The organism is Pseudomonas sp. v388 (genome assembly GCF_003935425.1).
Classification (GTDB): domain Bacteria; phylum Pseudomonadota; class Gammaproteobacteria; order Pseudomonadales; family Pseudomonadaceae; genus Aquipseudomonas.
This window is the reverse complement of sequence record NZ_RHQN01000004.1, coordinates 98,274-118,788: the sequence shown is the minus strand read 5'-3', so window position 1 is coordinate 118,788 and position 20,515 is coordinate 98,274. Positions and strand designations below refer to the sequence as shown.

The following is a 20,515-nucleotide window of genomic DNA, read 5'->3' as shown; positions in this document are numbered from 1 at the left end:
ATACCCAAGGTGCAACAGTTGCTTGACTCCGTAAAATCGCTGTCGGCCCGTGAACGCAAGGCGCTGGCGGTCCTGCTCAAGCGTCAGGGAGTGAACCTGTACGGAGTCACGCCGATCTTCCCTCGGGAGTCCCAGGAGCCATCCGCGCTGTCGTTTGCCCAGCAGCGGCAATGGATTCTCTGGCAACTGGAACCGCGCAGCGCCGCCTACAACATTCCCCTGGCGCTGCGCCTGCACGGCGCGCTCAACGTTGAGGCCCTGCGCCTGAGCCTCGACGCGTTGATCGCCCGTCACGAAAGCCTGCGCACCACCTTCCGCCAGGACGGCGACCAGCCGGTTCAGGTGGTCCATCCGGCGACCTGCCTGACTGTGAACGTCGAGGCACTGCCGGCAGGCGAAACGGTTGAAAGCTACGTCGACCGGGAAGTGCAGCAACCCTTCGATCTGCAACACGGGCCGCTGCTGCGGGTCAGGCTGCTGAACGTTGCACAGCACGAGCATGTGCTGATCCTGACCCAGCACCACATCGTCTCCGATGGCTGGTCGATGCCGATCATGCTTGACGAGCTGTTGCAGGGCTATCAGGCCGCCAGTCAAGGCCGCGGCATCGAACGTGCACCGCTGCCGATCCAGTATGCCGATTACGCGGTCTGGCAACGCAACTGGCTGGAAATGGGTGAGCAGGAACGTCAGCTGGAATACTGGAAAGCTCAACTCGGCGACCAACAGCCGATTCTGGAACTGCCCACCGACCGCCCGCGCCCGGCCATGCTCAGCCATCACGGCGCACGGCTGGATATGCAACTGGACGGCGTATTGCTCGCCGATCTGAAGAGGCAGGCTCAGGCGCAGGGCGTGACGCTGTTCATGCTGTTGCTGGCCTCGTTCCAGACGCTGTTGCATCGCTACAGTGCCCAGCACGACATCCGTGTCGGCGTCCCGGTCGCCAACCGCAACCGACCGGAAACCGAAGGGCTGATCGGCTTTTTCGTCAACACCCAGGTGCTCAAGGCCGAGTTCGACGACCACCTGACCGTGGCCGGCCTGCTGCAACAGGTCAAACAGACTGCCGTGCAGGCCCAGGCCCATCAGGACCTGCCGTTCGAGCAATTGGTTGAAGCCCTGCAACCGGAGCGTGACCCAAGCCGCAGCCCGCTGTTTCAGGTGCTCTATAACCATCAGGCGCAGAGTCGCAATGAGACTGTGGAGTTGCCCGGCCTGCGCCTGGAACATCAACGGTCCAGCAAGCACACCGCGCAGTTCGACCTGGCTCTGGACACATCCGAAGGCCGGGATGGCCTGGCCGCGTCGCTGGTTTACGCCACGGCGTTGTTCGACGCCTCGACCATCGAGCGCATGGCCGGTCACTGGTGCAACCTGCTGCGGGCGATGAGTCGTGATGCTTCTCAGCGTATCGCCGATCTGCCGATGTTGAGTGCTGACCAGTTACAAGGCACGTTGCGCGACTGGAACCCTGACGTGGCGGTGTTCCCGAGCGCGCAGTGCGCCCATCAAATCATCGAAGCCCAGGCTGCCCGTGCGCCGGACGCTGTCGCCTTGCGTTTCAACGGCGAATCCTTGAGCTACGGCCAGCTCAACCAGCGCGCCAACCGGCTGGCCCATCACCTGCGTGAGCGGGGCGTCGGCCCGGAAGTGCGGGTCGGCCTGGCGGTGGAGCGCGGTATCGAGATGATCATCGGCCTGCTGGCGATCCTCAAGGCCAGCGGCGCCTACGTGCCGCTGGACCCGGATTCGCCGGCCGAGCGTTTGAGTTATTTGCTGGAGGACAGCGGGATCGCGTTGTTGCTGACTCAGCCTTCACTGATCGAACATCTGGCGGTTCCAGCATCGTTGCCGGTGGTTTCGCTGACGGAACATCTGCACGCTTGCAGCGCAGACAACCTGCCCAACCTCAACACCCCGGACAACCTGGCCTACGTCATCTACACCTCCGGTTCCACCGGTAAACCCAAAGGCACCTTGCTGCCGCATCACAACCTGATGCGCCTGTTTGCCGCCACCGACGACTGGTTCAAATTCGACGAACACGACGTCTGGACGCTGTTCCATTCCTATGCGTTCGACTTCTCGGTGTGGGAGATCTTTGGCGCGTTGCTGCATGGCGGTCGATTGGTGATCGTGCCCCGTGACGTGACCCGCTCGCCGGAGGATTTCCACGCCTTGCTGGCGCAGGAACGGGTCACGGTGCTGAACCAGACGCCGTCGGCGTTCAAGCAATTGATGCGCGTGGCCTGCGAGTCGAACACCGGACTTTTCTTGCGCAGCGTGATCTTTGGCGGCGAAGCGCTGGACGTACCAGGCTTGCGTCCCTGGTTCGAGCGCTTCGGCGATCAACACCCGCAACTGATCAACATGTACGGCATCACCGAAACCACCGTGCATGTGACTTATCGCCCGATCAGTCTGGAAGACACGCTCAACAGCGTCAGCCCGATTGGCGCGGCGCTTCCGGACCTGTCCTGGTACGTGCTGGACACCGATTTCAACCCGGTGGCGCAAGGATGCAGCGGCGAACTGCACATCGGCCACGCCGGGTTGGCGCGGGGTTACCACAACCGCGCCGCGCTGACCGCCGAACGCTTCGTCCCGGACCCGTTCGCCCAGGACGGCGGCCGCCTGTACCGCACCGGCGACCTGGCCCGCTATCGCGGCGACGGCGTGATCGAATACGCCGGGCGCATCGACCATCAGGTCAAGATCCGCGGCTTCCGCATCGAACTGGGCGAAATCGAAGCCCGCCTGAAAATTCATCCGGAAGTCCGTGAAGCCAAAGTCCTGGCCCTCAATGGCCAGTTGGTTGCCTACGCTATCCCCTGTGGGAGCGGACATGTCCGCGAAGAGGCCAGTACGTCCACAACTACTGTATCGCCTGGAGATCAGTCTTCGCGGACAAGTCCGCTCCCACAGCGACTGAAAGCGCATCTGAAAACCACGCTCCCCGACTACATGATCCCCACCCACCTGATCCTGCTCGATGAGCTCCCGTTGACCGGCAACGGCAAGCTCGACCACAAGGCCTTGCCGAGTCCAGACGCCAGCCAGTTGCAACGCCGATACACCGCGCCGCAGACCGAGCTGCAACGGCAACTCGCTGCGATCTGGGCCGAGGTGCTGAAGGTCGAGCGCGTCGGCCTTGACGACAATTTTTTCGAGCTGGGCGGCCATTCATTGTTGGCGACCCAGGTCATTTCCCGCGTCCGCCAACTGGACGTCGAACTGACCCTGCGCCAGTTGTTCGAAGCCCGGGATCTGGCCGCCTTCGCCGCCATGGCCGGGCAGGGCGCCGCGGATGCCGCGCCACGCTTCATTCGTGCCGACCGCAGCCAGCCGCTGGGCCTGTCCTACGCCCAGCAACGCCAGTGGTTTCTCTGGCAGCTGGAGCCCGAAAGCACCGCCTACAACATGCCGGTCGCGCTACGCCTGACCGGCGCGCTGGACATCGAAGCCCTGGAACAGAGCTTCACCGCGCTGATTGCCCGTCATGAAACCCTGCGCACCACCTTCCGCCAAAACGGTGAGCAGGCCGTGCAGATCGTGCATCCAGCGGTGACCTTCACCCTGGCGGTGGAGTCTCTGCCAGCTGGGGAAACGTTGCGCACCTTTGTGCAGCGCGAGGTGCAACGCGCCTTCGACCTGCAGCAAGGGCCGCTGCTACGGGTCCGGCTGCTGCATCTGGCCGCTGACCAACATGTACTGATCCTCACCCAGCACCACATCGTCTCCGACGGCTGGTCGATGCCGATCATGGTCGACGAACTGGTGCGCCTGTACCAAGGCTTCAGTGAAGGTCGCGAGATCGACCTCGGCGAGTTGCCGTTCCAGTACGCCGACTATGCGCTTTGGCAGCGCCGCTGGATGGAGGCCGGTGAACAGGCCCGGCAATTGGCGTACTGGCAACAGCAGTTGGGCGACGAGCAGCCGATTCTGGAATTGCCCGCCGACCGGCCACGTCCCGCCGTGCAGAGCGCAGCGGGTGAGCGGCTGGCCATCGAGCTGGACAGCGCGCTGGTCGCCGAACTCAAGAACGTGGCGCGGCAGCAGGACGTGACGCTGTTCATGCTGTTGCTGGCCTCGTTTCAGAGCCTGCTGCACCGCCATTCCGGACAGCCCGATATCCGCGTCGGCGTGCCTGTCGCCAACCGCACCCGGGCCGAGACCGAGCGGTTGATCGGCTTCTTCGTGAATACCCAGGTGTTGCGCGCCGAGTTCGACCTGCACACCACGTTCAGCGAGCTGTTGCAGCAGGTTCGGAACACCGCGTTGCAAGCCCAGGCGCATCAGGAACTGCCCTTCGAGCAACTGGTGGAAGCCCTGCAACCGCAACGCAGTCTCAGCCACACCCCGCTGTTCCAGGCGATGTTCAATCACCAGACCCAGTCCGCCGCCGAGATCCGCGAAGTCGGCGGGTTGAGCGTCGAGCTGCTGCAGCCCGACAGCCATGTCGCACAGTTCGACCTGACCCTGAACACCACCGAACATGACGCCGGCCTGAGCGCGGCGTTGACGTATGCCACCGCATTGTTCGATGCCACGACCATCCAGCGCATGGCCGATCATTGGCGGGCGCTGCTGCAAGCGCTGTGTGTCAATGCCGGCGCGCGTATCGCCGAGCTGCCGCTGCACGACGCAAGTGAGCGCCAATTGATCCTGCATGGCTGGAATGCCACCGACATGGCCTATCCGCGCCGACAGACACTGGCGCAATTGATCGAAGCTCAGGTCGCGGCCACGCCTGAAGCCGTCGCCCTCAGGCTCGACGCGCGCCAGGTCAGCTATCGCGAGTTGAACGCCCGGGCCAACCAGTTGGCTCACAAACTGCTGGAACTGGGCGTCGGCCCCGACGTGCTGGTGGGCATCGCCGTGCCGCGCGGCGTGGACATGCTGGTCGGCCTGCTGGCGATCCTCAAGGCCGGTGGCGCCTACGTACCGCTGGACCCGGATTTCCCTCAGGACCGCCTGGCCTACATGATTCAGGACAGCGGCCTGCCACTGTTGCTGACCCATAGCGAATTGCTCGGGCAGCTGCCGATTCCCGGGTCTGTACAAAGCGTGTGCGTGGACCGCGCCGAGGACTGGCTGACGGATTACAGCGTCGAGAACCCACCTTGCGGCGCTCAGCCGCAGCATCTGGCTTACGTGATCTACACCTCCGGCTCCACGGGCCAGCCCAAGGGCGTGACCGTGGCCCACGCTGCGCTGGTCAATTTCCTGGCCAGCATGGCCGATCAGCCGGGGCTCGATGCCCACGACCGGGTGCTGTCACTGACGTCGCTGTCGTTCGACATCGCCGGGCTTGAGCTCTACCTGCCCTTGCTGCGCGGCGCTTCGGTGGTGTTGCTGGAACCGGACGCCAACAAGGACCCGCGCGCGCTGCTCAAGGTGATCGAGCAACAGGCGGTCACGCTGATTCAGGCCACGCCGTCCACCTGGCGCATGCTGCTGGACGGTGCGCCGGACGGTGCCTTGCGCGGCAAGACCGTGCTGTGCGGCGGCGAAGCCTTGAGCGTGGAACTGGCCCAGCGGCTGATCGAACAGGCCGGGCATGTGTGGAACGTCTACGGGCCGACCGAAACCACCATCTGGTCGGCACGGCATTACCTGACCGACAGCGACGACGTGCGGCTCGGCCGTCCGTTGGGCAACACGCGGCTGCACATCGTCAGTGACGATCTGGGGCTGGTGCCGATCGGTACGCGCGGCGAACTGCTGATCGGCGGCGACGGCCTGGCGCGCGGTTATCACCAGCGCGCTGCACTGACCGCCGAACGCTTCGTGCCCGACCCGTTCGCCGCCGACGGCAGCCGCCTGTACCGCACCGGCGACCTGACCTGCTACCACGCTGATGGCGTAATCGAGTACGTCGGCCGCCTGGATCATCAGGTGAAGATCCGCGGGTTCCGCATTGAATTGGGGGAGATCGAGGCGGCTTTGCAGACCCATTCCGAGATCGGTGAAGCGGCGGTGTTGGCAGAAGAAGGCCAATTGATCGCCTACGTCCGGGGCAGGAGCGGACCGGGCGGCGCTCCGCTTGTCCGCGAAGACATATTTCCAGGCGATACGGATTCTGCGCATGTACCGGCCTCTTCGCGACCAAGGTCGCTCCTACAGGCGCATTTGAAACGTTCGCTCCCGGACTACATGATCCCCAGCCATTTCATCTGGCTGGACCGCATGCCGCTGACCCCCAACGGCAAGCTGGACCGCAAGGCGCTGCCGGCGCCGGACGCCGGTCAACTGCAACGCCATTATGTTGCGCCGGTTACCGAACAGGAGCAGCAGGTCGCGGCGATCTGGGCCGAGGTGCTCAAGGTCGGGCGCGTCGGGCTTACTGACGACTTCTTCGAGCTGGGCGGGCACTCGCTGCTGGCGGCGCAGCTCATTTCCAGAATCCATTCCGGGCTGGGCATCGACGTACCGCTGCGCCTGATTTTCGAGAAGCCGCAATTGAACGAATTTATCCAGACGCTGGCGGGCGATGGCCTGTCGCTGACTGAAGACGGCTTGTCCGATATCGAAAAAATGATGAATGAAATGGCGGGGATCTGACATGGACAAGTCTGCAGCTGAACGTATCGCCAAACGCTTCGTCGGCCTGCCCGTCGAGCAACGTCGGCAGATCCTCGACAAGATGCACGAGACCGGCCAGAGCTTTCGCCTGCTGCCCATCGCCGAGGTCCGCCACGAACTGGCGCGTCTCCCGCTGTCCTACGCCCAGCAACGCATGCTGTTCCTCTGGCAACTGGAACCAGGCAACGTCGCCTACAACGTGCCGTTGGCGGTGCGGCTCGATGGCCCGCTGGATCGGCGTGCCCTGGCTCAGGCGCTGGATGATCTGGTGCAGCGTCACGAAACCCTGCGCACCCGTTTCGTCTCGGTGGACGGCGAATTTCATCAGGAGATTCTCAGCGAGGCTGCGGTGACTCTCGACGTCATCCGCGTTGAAGCGGCCGAGCTGGAGGCACAGGTTCGCGGCGAGCTGCAAACCCCGTTCGACCTACTCAGCGGTGAGTTGCTGCGGGTTCGGCTGTTCCAGCTCGGCGAGACGGAACACGTATTGACGGTGTGCATGCACCACGTGGTGTCGGACGGCTGGTCCGGGGAATTGCTGATCCGCGAGTTCGTTCAGCTGTATCAGGCGCACGTCACTGGCAACCCTGCGCAGCTGGCACCGCTGGCGATTCAGTACGCCGACTATGCGGTTTGGCAGCGCGCCTGGCTGGAAGCCGGGGAGGGCGAGCGGCAGCTGGAGTACTGGAAGCAACAACTGGGCGGCGAACAGCCGGTGCTGCAATTACCGCTGGACCACCCGCGCCCGTTGCAGCCCAGCCATCGCGGCGCGACGGTGCGTTGCGACCTGCCCCAGGCCCTGTCCGCACAGCTGAAAACCCTGGCGCGCAACAACGGCCAGACCCTGTTCATGCTGACCCTTGCGGCGCTGGCGGTGGTGCTGTCGCGCTACAGCGGCCAGAGCGACATTCGCATCGGCGCACCCAATGCCGGGCGCACTCGCAGCGAGCTGGAAGGGCTGATCGGCTTCTTCATCAACACCCAGGTGTTGCGTGTGCAGGTGGACGAACGCCAGACTTTCGCCCAGTTGCTGGAGCAGGTAAAACAGGTGGTGACCGGCGCCCAGTCCCATCAGGAATTGCCGTTCGAACACTTGGTCGATGCCCTGGCGCCGGAGCGCAACCTGGGCCACAACCCGCTGTTCCAGTTCAAGATCAACCAGCATGTGTATTCCGCCGAACAGACCGATGCGTCCCGCGAAGGACTGGCCGGGCTGAGCGTGGCGGAATTCGCCGGCGGCACGAGCGATGCGCGCTTTGACCTGGCGTTCGACTTCAGCGACACGCCGGGCGGGCTGCGTGGCTACTTCACCTATGCCACCGATCTGTTCGAGGCTGCCACCATCGAGCGTATGGCCTCTTCTCTGCGTGAGGTGCTGCACGCGCTGGCGGAGCACGTCGGTGAGCCAGTGGTGGATCATCCGCACAGGAACGAATCGGGGTCTGTCGAGCAGGCCGCAACTTTCCCCGACCACGATTTTCCGAGCCTCTGGCGCCGGGGTCTGGCCGTCGGGCGCAGCAAGGTGGCGGTGCGTGCCGGGCAACAGACCGTGAGTTTCGATGAGCTGGAGTGTCGTTCCAACCGGCTCGCTGGTTACCTGCAAGCCCAGGGCATCGGCGCCGGAATGACCGTCGCGCTGTGCCAGGAACGTTCGGTGGAGTGGGTCATCAGCCTGTTGGCGGTGTTGAAACTGGGCGCGGTGTACCTGCCGCTGGATGCCCGACAACCCGCCGAACGCCTGCAACAACTGGCCAAAGACAGCGGCGCGGCGGTGCTGATTCACGCAGCCGCCGATCAGCAGGCCGCCAACCTCGGCGTGTGCCCGGTGTTGGCCTATGACGAGAGCCTGTGGGCCGACCTCGACGACAGCGCGCCGGGTATCGAAGTGGCCGCCGAACAGCCGGCGTACATCATCTACACCTCCGGTTCCACCGGCCAGCCCAAGGGTGTGGTGGTCAGCCACGGTGCGCTGGCCAACTATCTGCACGGCGTGCTTGATCGTCTGGCGCTGGACGGCGACGCGAGCATGGCCATGGTATCAACCGTGGCCGCCGATCTGGGTCATACGCTGCTGTTCGGCGCGCTGGTCTCCGGGCGCACGTTGCACCTGCTAAGCCATGAACAGGCGTTCGACCCCGATGCGTTCGCGGCCTATATGGCCGAACATCGGGTGCAGGTGTTGAAGATCGTGCCGAGTCATCTGCAAGGCCTGTTGCAGGCTGCGCAGCCGGCGAACGTGCTGCCGGAACAATTGCTGATCCTGGGCGGCGAAGCCAGCTCCTGGGCACTGGTGGATCAGGTGCGGGTGCTCAAGCCCGGTTGCCGGATGCTCAACCACTATGGCCCGACTGAAACCACGGTGGGGATTCTCACTCACGAAGTGGGCGAACGTATGAGTGCCTGCCGCAGCGTGCCGGTCGGCAAACCGCTGCTCAACGCCAGGGCACAGGTGCTGGACGCCTGGCTCAACCCGGTGCCGACAGGCGTGGCGGGCGAGTTGTATCTGGGCGGGCGCGGCCTGGCCCAGGGCTATCTGGGGCGTGCGGCAATGACCGCCGAGCGCTTCGTGCCGGACCCGGACGCGGATGGCGGACGGCTGTACCGCGCCGGCGACTGCGCTCGCTCTGTGCAAGGCGTGCTGGAATACTTGGGCCGTGCCGACGATCAAGTGAAGATTCGTGGTTACCGGGTCGAACCGGGCGAAGTCGGCCAGCTGCTGCAAGCGCTGGATGGCGTGGCCGAAGCCGTGGTCCTGCCGCAGCCCTTGGACAGCGACGAATCGCGTCTGCAATTGATCGCTTACTGCGTGGCCGAAACCGGTGCGACATTGCATAGCGAAGCCCTGCGCGAGCAACTCTCCGTTCGCCTGCCCGAATACCTGGTGCCGGCGCAAATCCTGCTGCTGGAGCGCCTGCCGCTGACCGCCAACGGCAAGCTCGATAAACGTGCCTTGCCCAGGCCGGGCGTGGTCACTCAGCGCTACATCGCGCCTGCGGGCGAAGTGGAGGAAATTCTCGCTAAGGTCTGGGCCGACGTGCTCAAGCTGGAACGGGTCGGCACCACCGACAACTTTTTCGAGCTGGGCGGCGACTCGATCCTCAGTCTGCAGATCATCGCCCGGGCCAAGCGCCAGGGTCTGAAACTCAGCCCCAAGCAGTTGTTCGAGAAACAGACCATCGCGCAACTGGCGCCGGTGGCCAAACTGATCCAGAAGAAACCCGCAGCCGCAGTCGAACAGGTCACCGGCGCCTTGCCGCTGCTGCCGATTCAGGCACGCTTCTTCGAGCTGGAGATTGCCGAGCGTCAGCACTGGAACCAGTCAGTGATGCTCAAGCCGAGCACCGCCTTGCAGGCCGCGCCACTGCACGCGGCGTTGAATGTGATCATCGAACAGCACGACGCCTTGCGCTTGGGCTTCAGCCAGCAGGACGGTCAATGGCAGGCGACGTTCGGTCCGGTTAACAACCATGACGTGCTGTGGACGCATGAGCTGGAAGATGCCGGCCGCCTCAGCGAACTGGCCGACGAAGCGCAACGCAGCCTGGACCTGAAAAACGGCCCGTTGCTGCGCGCGGTGCTGATCGATCTGCCCCAGGGCGAGCAACGCCTGCTGTTGGTGATTCATCACCTGGCGGTGGACGGCGTGTCGTGGCGCGTATTGCTGGAAGACCTGCAACATGCCTATCGCGCCGCCGTATCCGGCAGTGCCCTGAATTTGCCGGCCAAGACCAGTTCCCTCAAACGCTGGGCCGAGCGCTTGCATGCCTACGCCGCCAGCCCGGCCCTGGAACAGGAATTGGCTTACTGGCAGACGCAATTGCAGGGCGCCTCGGACGCCTTGCCGTTCGACCACCCCGACGGCGGTCAGCAACAGAAACACGCGCTGTCGGTAAGTACCCGGCTGGACGGCGACTTGACTCGTCAGCTGTTGCAGGACGCACCGGCGGCCTATCGCACCCAGATCAACGATCTGCTGCTGACCGCCCTGGCGCGAGTCATCAGCCGCTGGACCGGGCAGCCGGACACGCTGATCCGCCTGGAAGGCCACGGTCGCGAGGACCTGTTCGACGAGCTGGACATCACCCGCACCGTGGGCTGGTTCAGCAGCCTGTATCCGGTTCGCCTGACTGCGCAGGCGTCGCTGGCCGAGTCGATCATGACCATCAAGGAACAACTGCGCGGGATTCCCGACAAAGGCATGGGCTACGGCGTGCTGCGTTATCTGGGCCACGAAACCGCGCGGCAGGCGTTGCGCGCGTTGCCTCAGGGCAGCATCGTGTTCAACTACCTGGGCCAGTTCGACGCAAGCTTCACCAGCGGCGATGCGCTGTTCGCGCCTTCCGGGGAAAGCAGCGGTTCGTCCCAGAGTGCCGACGCCCCGCTGGCGGCGCCGATCAGTATCAATGGTCAGGTGTACGGCGGTGAACTGAGCCTGAACTGGAGCTTCAGCGGCGCGGTGTTCGAACGCGATACCGTGCAGCGTCTGGCCGACGAATACGGCCGGGAACTGCGCGAGTTGATCGCCCATTGCACCCGTGAAGACGTGCGCGGCGTTACCCCGTCGGACTTCCCGCTGGCACGCCTGACCCAGGCGCAGTTGAACCGCTTGCCGGTCGCCGCCGCCGACATTCAGGACCTGTACCCGCTGTCGCCGATGCAGCAGGGCATGCTGTTCCACACCCTGTTCGAGCAGCAGGCCGGGCATTACATCAATCAGTTGCGGGTCGAAGTGACCGGCCTTGACGTGCCGCGTTTCCGCGCCGCGTGGCAGGCGACCCTGGAAGCTCACGAAGTGTTGCGCAGCGCGTTCGTCAGCGACCTGCAACCGCCGCTGCAAGTGGTGCAGCGCGAAGTCACCTTGCCATTCGTGGAAGTCGATGCCCGTGGACAGTCGGCGGCGTGGCTCAACGACTGGGCCGGCGCCGACCGCGAACAAGGCTTCGACCTGGCGACTGCGCCGCTGCTGCGTCTGGCGGTGTTGCGCATCGCCGAGCACCGCCATCAACTGGTCTACACCAGCCACCACATCCTCATGGACGGCTGGAGCAGTTCACGCCTGTTCGGTGAAGTGCTGCAACGCTACAGCGGGCAACAGCTGCCGCACCGCAGCGGTCGTTATCGCGATTACATCCAGTGGCTGCAACGTCAGGACGCGGGCGTCAGCGAAACCTTCTGGACCCGGCAACTGGCGGCGCTGGACGAACCGACGCGGCTGGCCCAGGCGTTCAGGCCCCAGCTCAAGCAAGCCGGGCACGGCGATTATTCGCAGCTAATCGATGCCGCCACGACCCAACGCCTCGGCGATTTCGCCCGTGAACAACGGGTTACCCTCAACACGCTGGTGCAGTCGGCCTGGCTGCTGGTGCTGCAACACTACACAGGTCAGTCCAGCGTGACCTTTGGCGCGACGGTGGCGGGCAGGCCGGCGGATTTGCCGGGGGTCGAGGAACAGCTGGGACTGTTCATCAACACCTTGCCGGTCATCGCCAGTCCCCGCCCGGAACAAGCAGTGACCGAGTGGGTGCAGCAGGTGCAGGCGTTGAACATCGCCCTGCGCGAACATGAGCACACCCCGCTGTACGATATTCAGCGCTGGGCGGGCAGCAGCGGCGAAGCGCTGTTCGACAACATCCTGGTGTTCGAGAACTACCCGGTGTCCGATGCACTGCAACAGTCGGCGCCGGACGGGCTGGTGTTCGGTGGCCTGGAAAACCAGGAGCAGACCCATTATCCGCTGACCCTGGTGGTGAACCTGGGCGCGGCGCTGACCTTGCGTTTCAGCTACCAGCGGCAGAGCTACAGCCAGCAGAACGTCACGCAACTGGCCGGGCACTTCCAGCAGCTGTTGCAGGCGCTGGTACGCGACCCTTCAGCGTGCATCGGCGAACTGGCGTTACTGGATGAGGCCCAGCAGCAACGGGTCGTGCATGACTGGAACGCCACGGCGGCCGAATTCCCCGCTGAGCAGTGCGTTCATGGCCTGATCGAAGCGCAGGTCAGGGCGACGCCGAATGCACCGGCGCTGGTGTTTGCGGACCGTTCGTTGAGCTACGCACAGCTCAACGCGCGGGCCAACCAGCTGGCGCACCGGCTGCGCGAGTCCGGCGTCGGCCCCGATACGTTGGTCGGCATCTGCGCACAACGCAGCCTGGAACTGGTGATCGGCCTGCTGGCCATCGTCAAGGCGGGCGGTGCGTATGTGCCGCTGGACCCGGATTACCCCGAAGATCGCCTGGCCTACATGATGCAGGACAGCGGCATCGGCCTGCTGCTGACTCAGAGCGATTTGCTGCCACGTCTGCCGGTGCCGGCACATGTACAGAGCCTGTGCCTGGATCAGGACGGCGACTGGCTGGCCGGCTACAGCACTGCCAACCCGGTCAACGTAAGCCATCCACAGAACCTGGCTTACGTGATCTACACCTCCGGCTCCACCGGCAAGCCCAAGGGCGCGGGCAACAGCCATCGTGCGCTGGTCAACCGCTTGCACTGGATGCAGGACGCTTACCGGCTGGATGCCAGCGACACGGTGCTGCAGAAAACCCCGTTCAGTTTCGATGTGTCAGTGTGGGAGTTCTTCTGGCCGTTGTTGACCGGTGCGCGGCTGGCCATTGCCTTGCCGGGGGATCATCGTGATCCGCAGCGGTTGGTGCAGACCATCCAGCAACAGCAGGTCACGACCCTGCATTTCGTGCCGTCGATGCTCCAGGCGTTCATGAGTTATGGCGATGCGGACAGCTGCGACAGCCTGCGCCGGGTGATCTGTAGTGGTGAAGCATTGCCTGCCGATCTGGCCGGGCAAGTGCTCAAGCGTCTGCCTCATGCCGGGCTGTATAACCTGTACGGACCGACCGAAGCGGCCATTGACGTGACCCACTGGACCTGCACCGCTGACGACACGCTCAGCGTGCCCATCGGCAGGCCTATCGCCAACCTCAAGACCCACATTCTCGACCACGGCCTGTTGCCGGCGCCCCAAGGCGCTGCGGCGGAACTGTATCTGGGCGGCGTCGGCCTGGCGCGGGGTTACCACAACCGCGCCGCGCTGACTGCCGAACGCTTCGTGCCTGACCCGTTCGACCCGCACGGCGGTCGGCTGTACCGCACCGGCGACCTGGCCCGTTATCGCGACGATGGGGTGATCGACTACGCCGGACGCATCGACCATCAGGTCAAGATTCGTGGCCTGCGCATTGAACTGGGCGAGATCGAAGCGCGCCTCAACACCCACCCGGACGTGCGCGAAGCCATAGTGCTGGCGCTCGACGGCCAGTTGGTTGCCTACACCGTCCCCTGTAGGAGCGAGCGGGCGGCGATCCGTCTTGCTCGCGAAGACGTCATATCTGCCGGATCAGATGCTGCGGATGTACTGGCCGCTTCGCGACCAAGGTCGCTCCCACAGGGAACTGTGGTCGATCCGACAATTTTGCGCGATCAATTAAGAGCACACCTCAAAGCCACGCTCCCCGACTACATGATCCCCACCCATTTCATCGCGCTGGACACCCTGCCGCTGACTCCCAACGGCAAGCTGGATCGTCGTGCTTTACCAAAACCGGATGTCAGCGGCCGGCAACCCGGCCATGTTGCGCCGCGTACCGGACTGGAACAGCGGCTGGCTGCGTTGTGGGCCGAGGTGCTGGGCGTCGAGCAGGTCGGGCTCAGCGACAATTTCTTCGCCCTCGGCGGGCATTCGCTGCTGGCGGTGGCGCTGGCGGGAAGAATCCGCGAAGCATTCGGCGTCTCCATCAAACTGCACGATTTCCTGCTGATGCAGACCTTGGGCGAACTGGCCGATTTCATGCGGGCCGGGGAGGCGAAGGTCAAATCGGCAGTGATCCGTATGAACGCCTGTCAGTCCGACAAATCACCTCTGTTCTGTCTGCCGCCGGGCGGTGGCGGGACCTATTCCTACTATCCGCTGGCGGGCAAGTTGAATACCGACCGGCCAGTCTACGGGCTGGTCAACAAGGCCTACGTGGTGCCGGGCTGGTTCGATACGTCGTGGCAGTACATGGTCGAGTACTACGTCGAACAGATCAGGCACACCCAGCCGACCGGACCTTATAACCTGCTGGGCTGGTCGCTGGGCGGCGCGCTGGCGGTGGAAGTGGCGCACATTCTGGAGCGGCAAGGCGAGCAGGTCGGTTTCCTGGGGCTGGTGGACACGATGCTACCGGCCTCGGCGGGCGTCAAATGGGTCGAGGAAGACCTGGAGCAGCGCGCACACAATCAGGCAGAGAACTTCCACCGCAGCCTGATCAAGAGTCTTCAGGCTTTCGTGCCGGGCTTGCAGGAAGACGCCGTGCTGGGGCTGATTGCCGAGGCCCGACAGAACCTGAGCGACGAACACAAGGTGGCCGACCACGTCATCGACCGTGTGGCTCGGGAGGCAGGCATGAACCCCGACAGCCTGCGCAGTGTGTTCCAGGACATCGCCGTGCAGGACGAAATCGAGACCGGCTACAAGTTGCTGCATGCCAATGCCGAACTGAGCAAGGCCTTCACCCTCAAGGCGTTGGATGTGAAAGTCGATTGCTGGTGGGCAGGCGAGAGCCGCGAACCGTCCGAAATCGCCCGAGCGGAAGCGGTGCTGCGCGAACAGTGCTCGGTGAATGGGCTTGGGTGCTCGGTGACCGTTGATGTACGCCACGACAATATCGTGTTGGCGGACGGGTTTCTGGAGAGTGTGCAGGCGCGGTTCAGAACCTGATTACATGGGGCGGCACACATCACAGTTGCTGGCGAAGAGGTCCGTGTACCCGCAGCAGGTTTTGTCGTCTGAGCTGACGTCTTCGCGACCAAGGTCGCTCCTGCAGATCGGTGACCGTAGCAATTTCTGTGGGACCGCCTAGAAATCCCCGCGCAGGGTCAAGGCGAAGTTGCGCGGGTCGCCGTAGTAGTTGCCGCGGTCGGTATCCCCGGTGGCCTTGTAATACTTGCGATCCAGCAGGTTGTTGCCATTGAGCGCCACGGTCCAGTGCTCGTCCAGTTTCCATGCGGCGCGCGCGTCCCAGATCGCGCGGCCGGGGTTTTCCAGGTCTTCCCTGGATTCCTTTTCGGTGTAACCGCTCTGGGCGGAAACGCCGCCGCCGAGGGTCAGGCGCTGCCAGGCGCCGGGCAGGGTGTAACTGCTGGTCATGCGCAACAGGTGGCGCGGCGTCTCGGCGGAGATCGACTGCCCGTTGCTGCCGCGGGTCACGTTGAAGGTGTAGCCGGCCATGGTTTGCAGCCCCGGCAACAGCTCGCCGCTGGCCTCCAGCTCGAAACCCTTGCTGCGCCGGATATTGCCGTTGACGTAGCAGGTGCCGTAACTGTCGTTACCCAGGCATCGGCCGTCGTTGGCGTCGTCTTCCACCGCCACGTCCCGTTGCTTGACGTAGAACAGCGCGAAAGACACGTTCAGGCGCTTGTCGAACAGCTCGCCCTTGATCCCGGTTTCGTGCGCCGCGCCGATGGCCGGTTCGAGCAGGCGGCCGGACACGTCGCGATAACCGCTCTGCGGCAGGAAGATATCGGTGTAGCTGGCGTACAGCGACCAGTCGCGGTTCAGGTCGTAGATCGCGCCGAGGAAGGGCGTCAGCGCCTGCTCTTGCTGAGACCTGCTGGCCGCCTGGGGCGATTGCGTCTGGTAGTCGTAGCCGCTGAAGCGTCCGCCCACCACCAGTTTCAGTGACTCGCCCAGGCTCAAACGCAGATTGCTGTAGACGCCGTAGCGCTTGTCGCTGAAGTCGGTGACGCTGCCCCAGGCCGGGCGCGCCGGTTCGTCGATCAGGTGATGGTCCGGCGCAAATATATCCAGCGGCCGGTTGGCATTGACGGTCGCCAGCCGCGAACGACGCTGCTGCTCGGACCAGTTGCCGCCCACGGTCAACTGGTGCTCCAGGCCGAACGCCTCGAAACGCCCGTCCAGATGAGCGTCGAAGCCCTGGCTTTGCAGGTCGTCGGAGCGAAACAGCGTGCGCGCCAGGCGCGTGCCGCTCATCGTTCGCGGGCTCACCGGGCCCTGGGCGTAGGCCACCTTCTGATCGAACGAGCCCTTGGAGTGGGTCAACGACACCTTGCCGCTCCAGTTAGCGTCGAATCGATGCTCGACCTCGCCGAACACTTCGTCGGTCTGGGTCCGATGACGGTTCCAGTCCTGGGCCAACGAGGTGGAGCGGGGCAGATCGATGGCGCGACCGTTGCTGTAGCGGGGCAGGCCGAAGATCGAAAAGCCCTTCACATCGGCGCTCTGGTGCCGCAGACCCACAGCCAGGGTGGTGTCGTCGTCCAGGTCGCTTTCGAGGATGCCGTACAGCAGCGGCGCGGTTTTGTGCAACTGATCGATGAATGAGCCGCGGTCTTCATAGGACGCCACGAAGCGCCCGCGCACAGTGCCTGATTCGTTGAGCCGGCTGCTGCCGTCCAGATCGACACGGTAGGTGTCCCAGCTGCCGGCGCGGGTGGTCACCGAGAACTGCGGGATGGCGGTCGGACGCTTGCGCACCAGATTCACCGCGCCGCCGGGATTGCCGGCACCCACCAGCAACCCGGCCGCGCCGCGCAGCACTTCGACGCGGTCGTAGATTTCCATGTCTGGTGTCATCCAGCCGGTAATGCTGTAGCCCTGACCGGATACACCGTCGATGGTGTAGCTCTCGTCTTCCATGGCAAAGCCGCGGGAGCTGAACACATGAGAGCCGAAGTTGCGCTGGGAAAAGGTGATGCCGGTGGTCTGGGCCATGACGTCGTCCAGACCGGTCAGGTTCCTGTCGTTCATCAGCTGACGATTGACGACGGTCACCGACTGCGGCGTTTCGCGCAGCGACTGGGCGGTCTTGTTGATGCTGATCGCCGTGGCGCCGTAGGAGCCGCTGCCTTCGGTCGTGGTGGTGAATGGCTGGCCGTGGATGTCCATGGCGCTCAAGGTCATGGCGTCCGGGCTTTTCACCAGGGGTTCAATTGCCGTACCCAGCGTCAGGGTGTCGGCTTGCAGTGCATGGGGCACATCGGCCTTTTTCAGCAGCGCGGTCACTGCCTGTTCGACGCTCAGGCGGCCGCGTACCGGGCTGCTGGTCTTGCCGCGCACGTCGTCGGCGTTGTAGAGCACCTGCAGATCGCCCTGGCGACCCAGCTCTTGCAAGGCGCTGTTCAGGGGCTGCGCCGGAATATCGAAGTCCAGTGGCTGAGCCTGCACATCACCTTGAAAAACCAGCGCCAACGCCAACCCCAGGCCCCTGAGCGCCGGTCCGGACACCAGACGTGATCTAAACGTTTTCGCACCTTCCATGGGCGGGAGAACGAGGGGGCTGGGCATGGAAAAGATGGCTCTTTGTAATCGGTAGCGCAGGATAATGTATTCGCGGGTTCGTTACCCGTTGATGTTCACCGTGTAGGAGCGGACCGGTTCTGCTGCTGTCTTGAGAAAGCAAAAAAAGCCAAGAGTCACCCCTTGGCTTTATGGTTTGCAGCAATTCTCAGAGCATCCCAAGCGCGATCAGAAATCCCCACGCAGGGTCAGCACATAACTGCGTGGCTCGCCGTACAGGTTCGAGCGGGTGTTCGTGATCGAGGTGGTGTAGTACTTGCGGTCGAACAGGTTTTCCGCGTTGAGCGACACGCGCCAGTTTTCGTCCAGTTTCCAGGAAGCGCGAGCGTCCCAGATGGCCTTGCCGGCAACACCCACTTGATCATTGGCCGGCACGTCGTAGCCTGAATCCGCCGACACACCGGCACCCAGGGTCAAGCGGTTCCAGTCACCCGGCAGGTTGTAGCTGGAGCTCAGGCGCAGCATGTGTTTTGGTGTCTCGTAGGCTACCTGCTGGTCGCCGCCGTTACGCAGCAAGTTGAAGGTGTAGCCGCCGAACACTTGCAAGCCCGGCAACACTTCGCCGCTGGCTTCCACTTCGAAGCCTTTGCTGCGTTTCACGCCGTTTTGCACGTAGCAGGAGAGATCGATACTGGTTGGGCATTCGACCCCTTCAGTGACGTCGACCACGGCCACATCTTTCTGCTTGATGTAAAACATGGCCAGCGACAGATTCAGGCGTTTGTCGAACAGCTCACCTTTGAAGCCGGTTTCGTAGTTGGTGCCGGTGGCAGGATCGATCGGGGATCCGCTTTGAGTCACGTACTCGGCTTGCGGCGTGAAGATGTCCGCGTAACTGGCGTACCACGACCAGCTGTCGTTGATGTCGTAGATCAGGCCGGCGAAGGGCGTGAATTCCTGGGTCTCGTTAGACTCGTATGAAACCGCCGCTCCCCGCTTGACGTCGTACTGATAGTCATACCAGCTCAGCCGTGCGCCCAGTACCAGGCTCAATGGTTCGCTCAGGCGCAGCCGCGTATTGGCATAGAGGCCGGCCCGCTCTTCGGTCATGTCGATATCGTTCTGCCAGGCTGGACGGGCCGGTTTTGCGAACGGGCTATGGTTGACATTGAAGATGTTGATCGGAGAAGCAGTATCGACCTGCACCTGTTTGGTATTGGATTCCTGCCTGGACCAATCGGCGCCCAGCGTTACCTGATGCGAGAGGCCGAATGCATCGAAGTTGCCTTCCAGCTGGCTATTGAAGCCAGTGCTCTGCACTTCATCCCGGCGAAAAAGCGTCCGCTGAAAGGCTGAGCCGGCCAGGGTGACTGGATTGACAGCGCCTTGCGCATAGGCAATCTGCTGATCAAACCCGCCTTGCGAATAGGTCAGGGAAGTCCGGCTGGTCCAGTCGTCATTGAAACGATGCGCGACTTCGGTGAACACCTCGGTCATATCGCTCGTCAGCTGGTTCCATTTCGGCGCCAGGTTGGTGGAGCGCGACAGATCCAGATCCTTCCCATTGCTGTAGCGCGGCAGGCCGTAGATCGAGTAGCCGTTGATCTCCTGCTCCTGGCGACGCAGGCTCATGGTCAGGGTAGTGGCGTCGTTCAGGTCGGCCTCGACGATGCCATACAGCAGCGGCGTGCGGCTGTCACGGTTATCCAGGTACGAACCGCTGTCATCATAGGCCGCCACCATGCGTCCACGCACGCTGCCCGATTCATTGAGCTTGCCGCTGCCGTCCAGGTCGACCCGGTATTGATCCCATGAACCGGCGCGGGTGGTGATGGAAAACCTGTTCTCGGCGGTCGGGCGCTTGCGCACCAGATTCACTGCGCCGCCGGGTTGACCGGCACCCACCAGCAGCCCGGAAGCGCCACGCAGTACTTCGACGCGGTCGTAGATCGCCATGTCCGGCTGCATCCAGCCGGTGATCTGGTAACCCTGGCCGCCGATGCCGTCTACCAGAAAGCTTTCCGCCAGCAGCGAGAACCCGCGGGAGGTGTACACGTGACCACCAAAGTTGCGGTACTGGAAGCTCATGCCCGGCGTGTCTTCCAGCACTTCGCTCAGGGACGTGAGGTTGCGGTCGTCCATCACCTGCCGGGTCACGACGGTCACCGATTGCGGCGTTTCCCGCAACGACTGCGGCGCACCCTTGCCAATGCTCACCGCGCCGGTGGTGTACGAGCCGGTGCCGTCGGTGGTGACGCCCAGACGCTGCGAGTCGATGGAGGTGGGCGCCAGATTGATCGCCGTCGATGCCTGTTCCTGGCCCAGCACACTCCCCAGAGGCTGAGCCGGAACATCGGACGGCGTTTCCTGCGCCTGTGCCGCCAGCGGCAGACACAGGGCAATGCCCAGCGCTGTGATTGTCGAGCGCGGGTGGAGCAGGGGGTTGAGCAACAATGCCTTGCTCAGGGGCGTGAGTCTTGACGGTGTGTGCATGGAGTGGCTCTTTCTAGTTGGTATTGGCAAGGTGGCAGCCTTGGCCGCGCGGCGGCACGATGAAAACGCCGGACGACGATGTCCTGTTGGTCAGAAAAGCCGTGCGAGAAATAAACGCGCGCAGGGTTTCGTAAGGAAGAACGAAACCGGCGGGGCGAAATTTAATGAAATTTTCACAATCAG

General features: G+C 63.6%; 4 protein-coding genes. 2 read left to right on the top strand and 2 right to left on the bottom strand.

What is annotated here, in order from left to right; translation table 11 throughout:
- Positions 1 to 9: 9 nt before the first annotated feature.
- Positions 10 to 6,567, top strand: a complete 6,558-nt coding sequence (locus EGJ27_RS11205) for a non-ribosomal peptide synthetase (protein WP_125830812.1) — start codon at positions 10 to 12, stop codon at positions 6,565 to 6,567.
- A 1-nt stretch (position 6,568) separates the two neighbouring features.
- Positions 6,569 to 15,301 (top strand): non-ribosomal peptide synthetase, encoded by an 8,733-nt coding sequence (locus EGJ27_RS11200; protein WP_125830811.1) that lies wholly within the window; start codon positions 6,569 to 6,571, stop codon positions 15,299 to 15,301.
- Between the two features lie 138 nt (positions 15,302 to 15,439).
- Here EGJ27_RS11200 and EGJ27_RS11195 read toward each other — a convergent pair whose 3' ends face one another.
- Positions 15,440 to 17,860, bottom strand: coding sequence for a TonB-dependent receptor (locus EGJ27_RS11195; RefSeq protein WP_177523011.1), 2,421 nt, complete (start codon positions 17,858 to 17,860; stop codon positions 15,440 to 15,442).
- Positions 17,861 to 18,067: 207 nt separating this feature from the next.
- On the bottom strand, positions 18,068 to 20,332 hold the full coding sequence (locus EGJ27_RS11190) for a TonB-dependent siderophore receptor (RefSeq protein ID WP_125830809.1): 2,265 nt from the start codon (positions 20,330 to 20,332) through the stop codon (positions 18,068 to 18,070).
- Positions 20,333 to 20,515 lie beyond the last annotated feature (183 nt).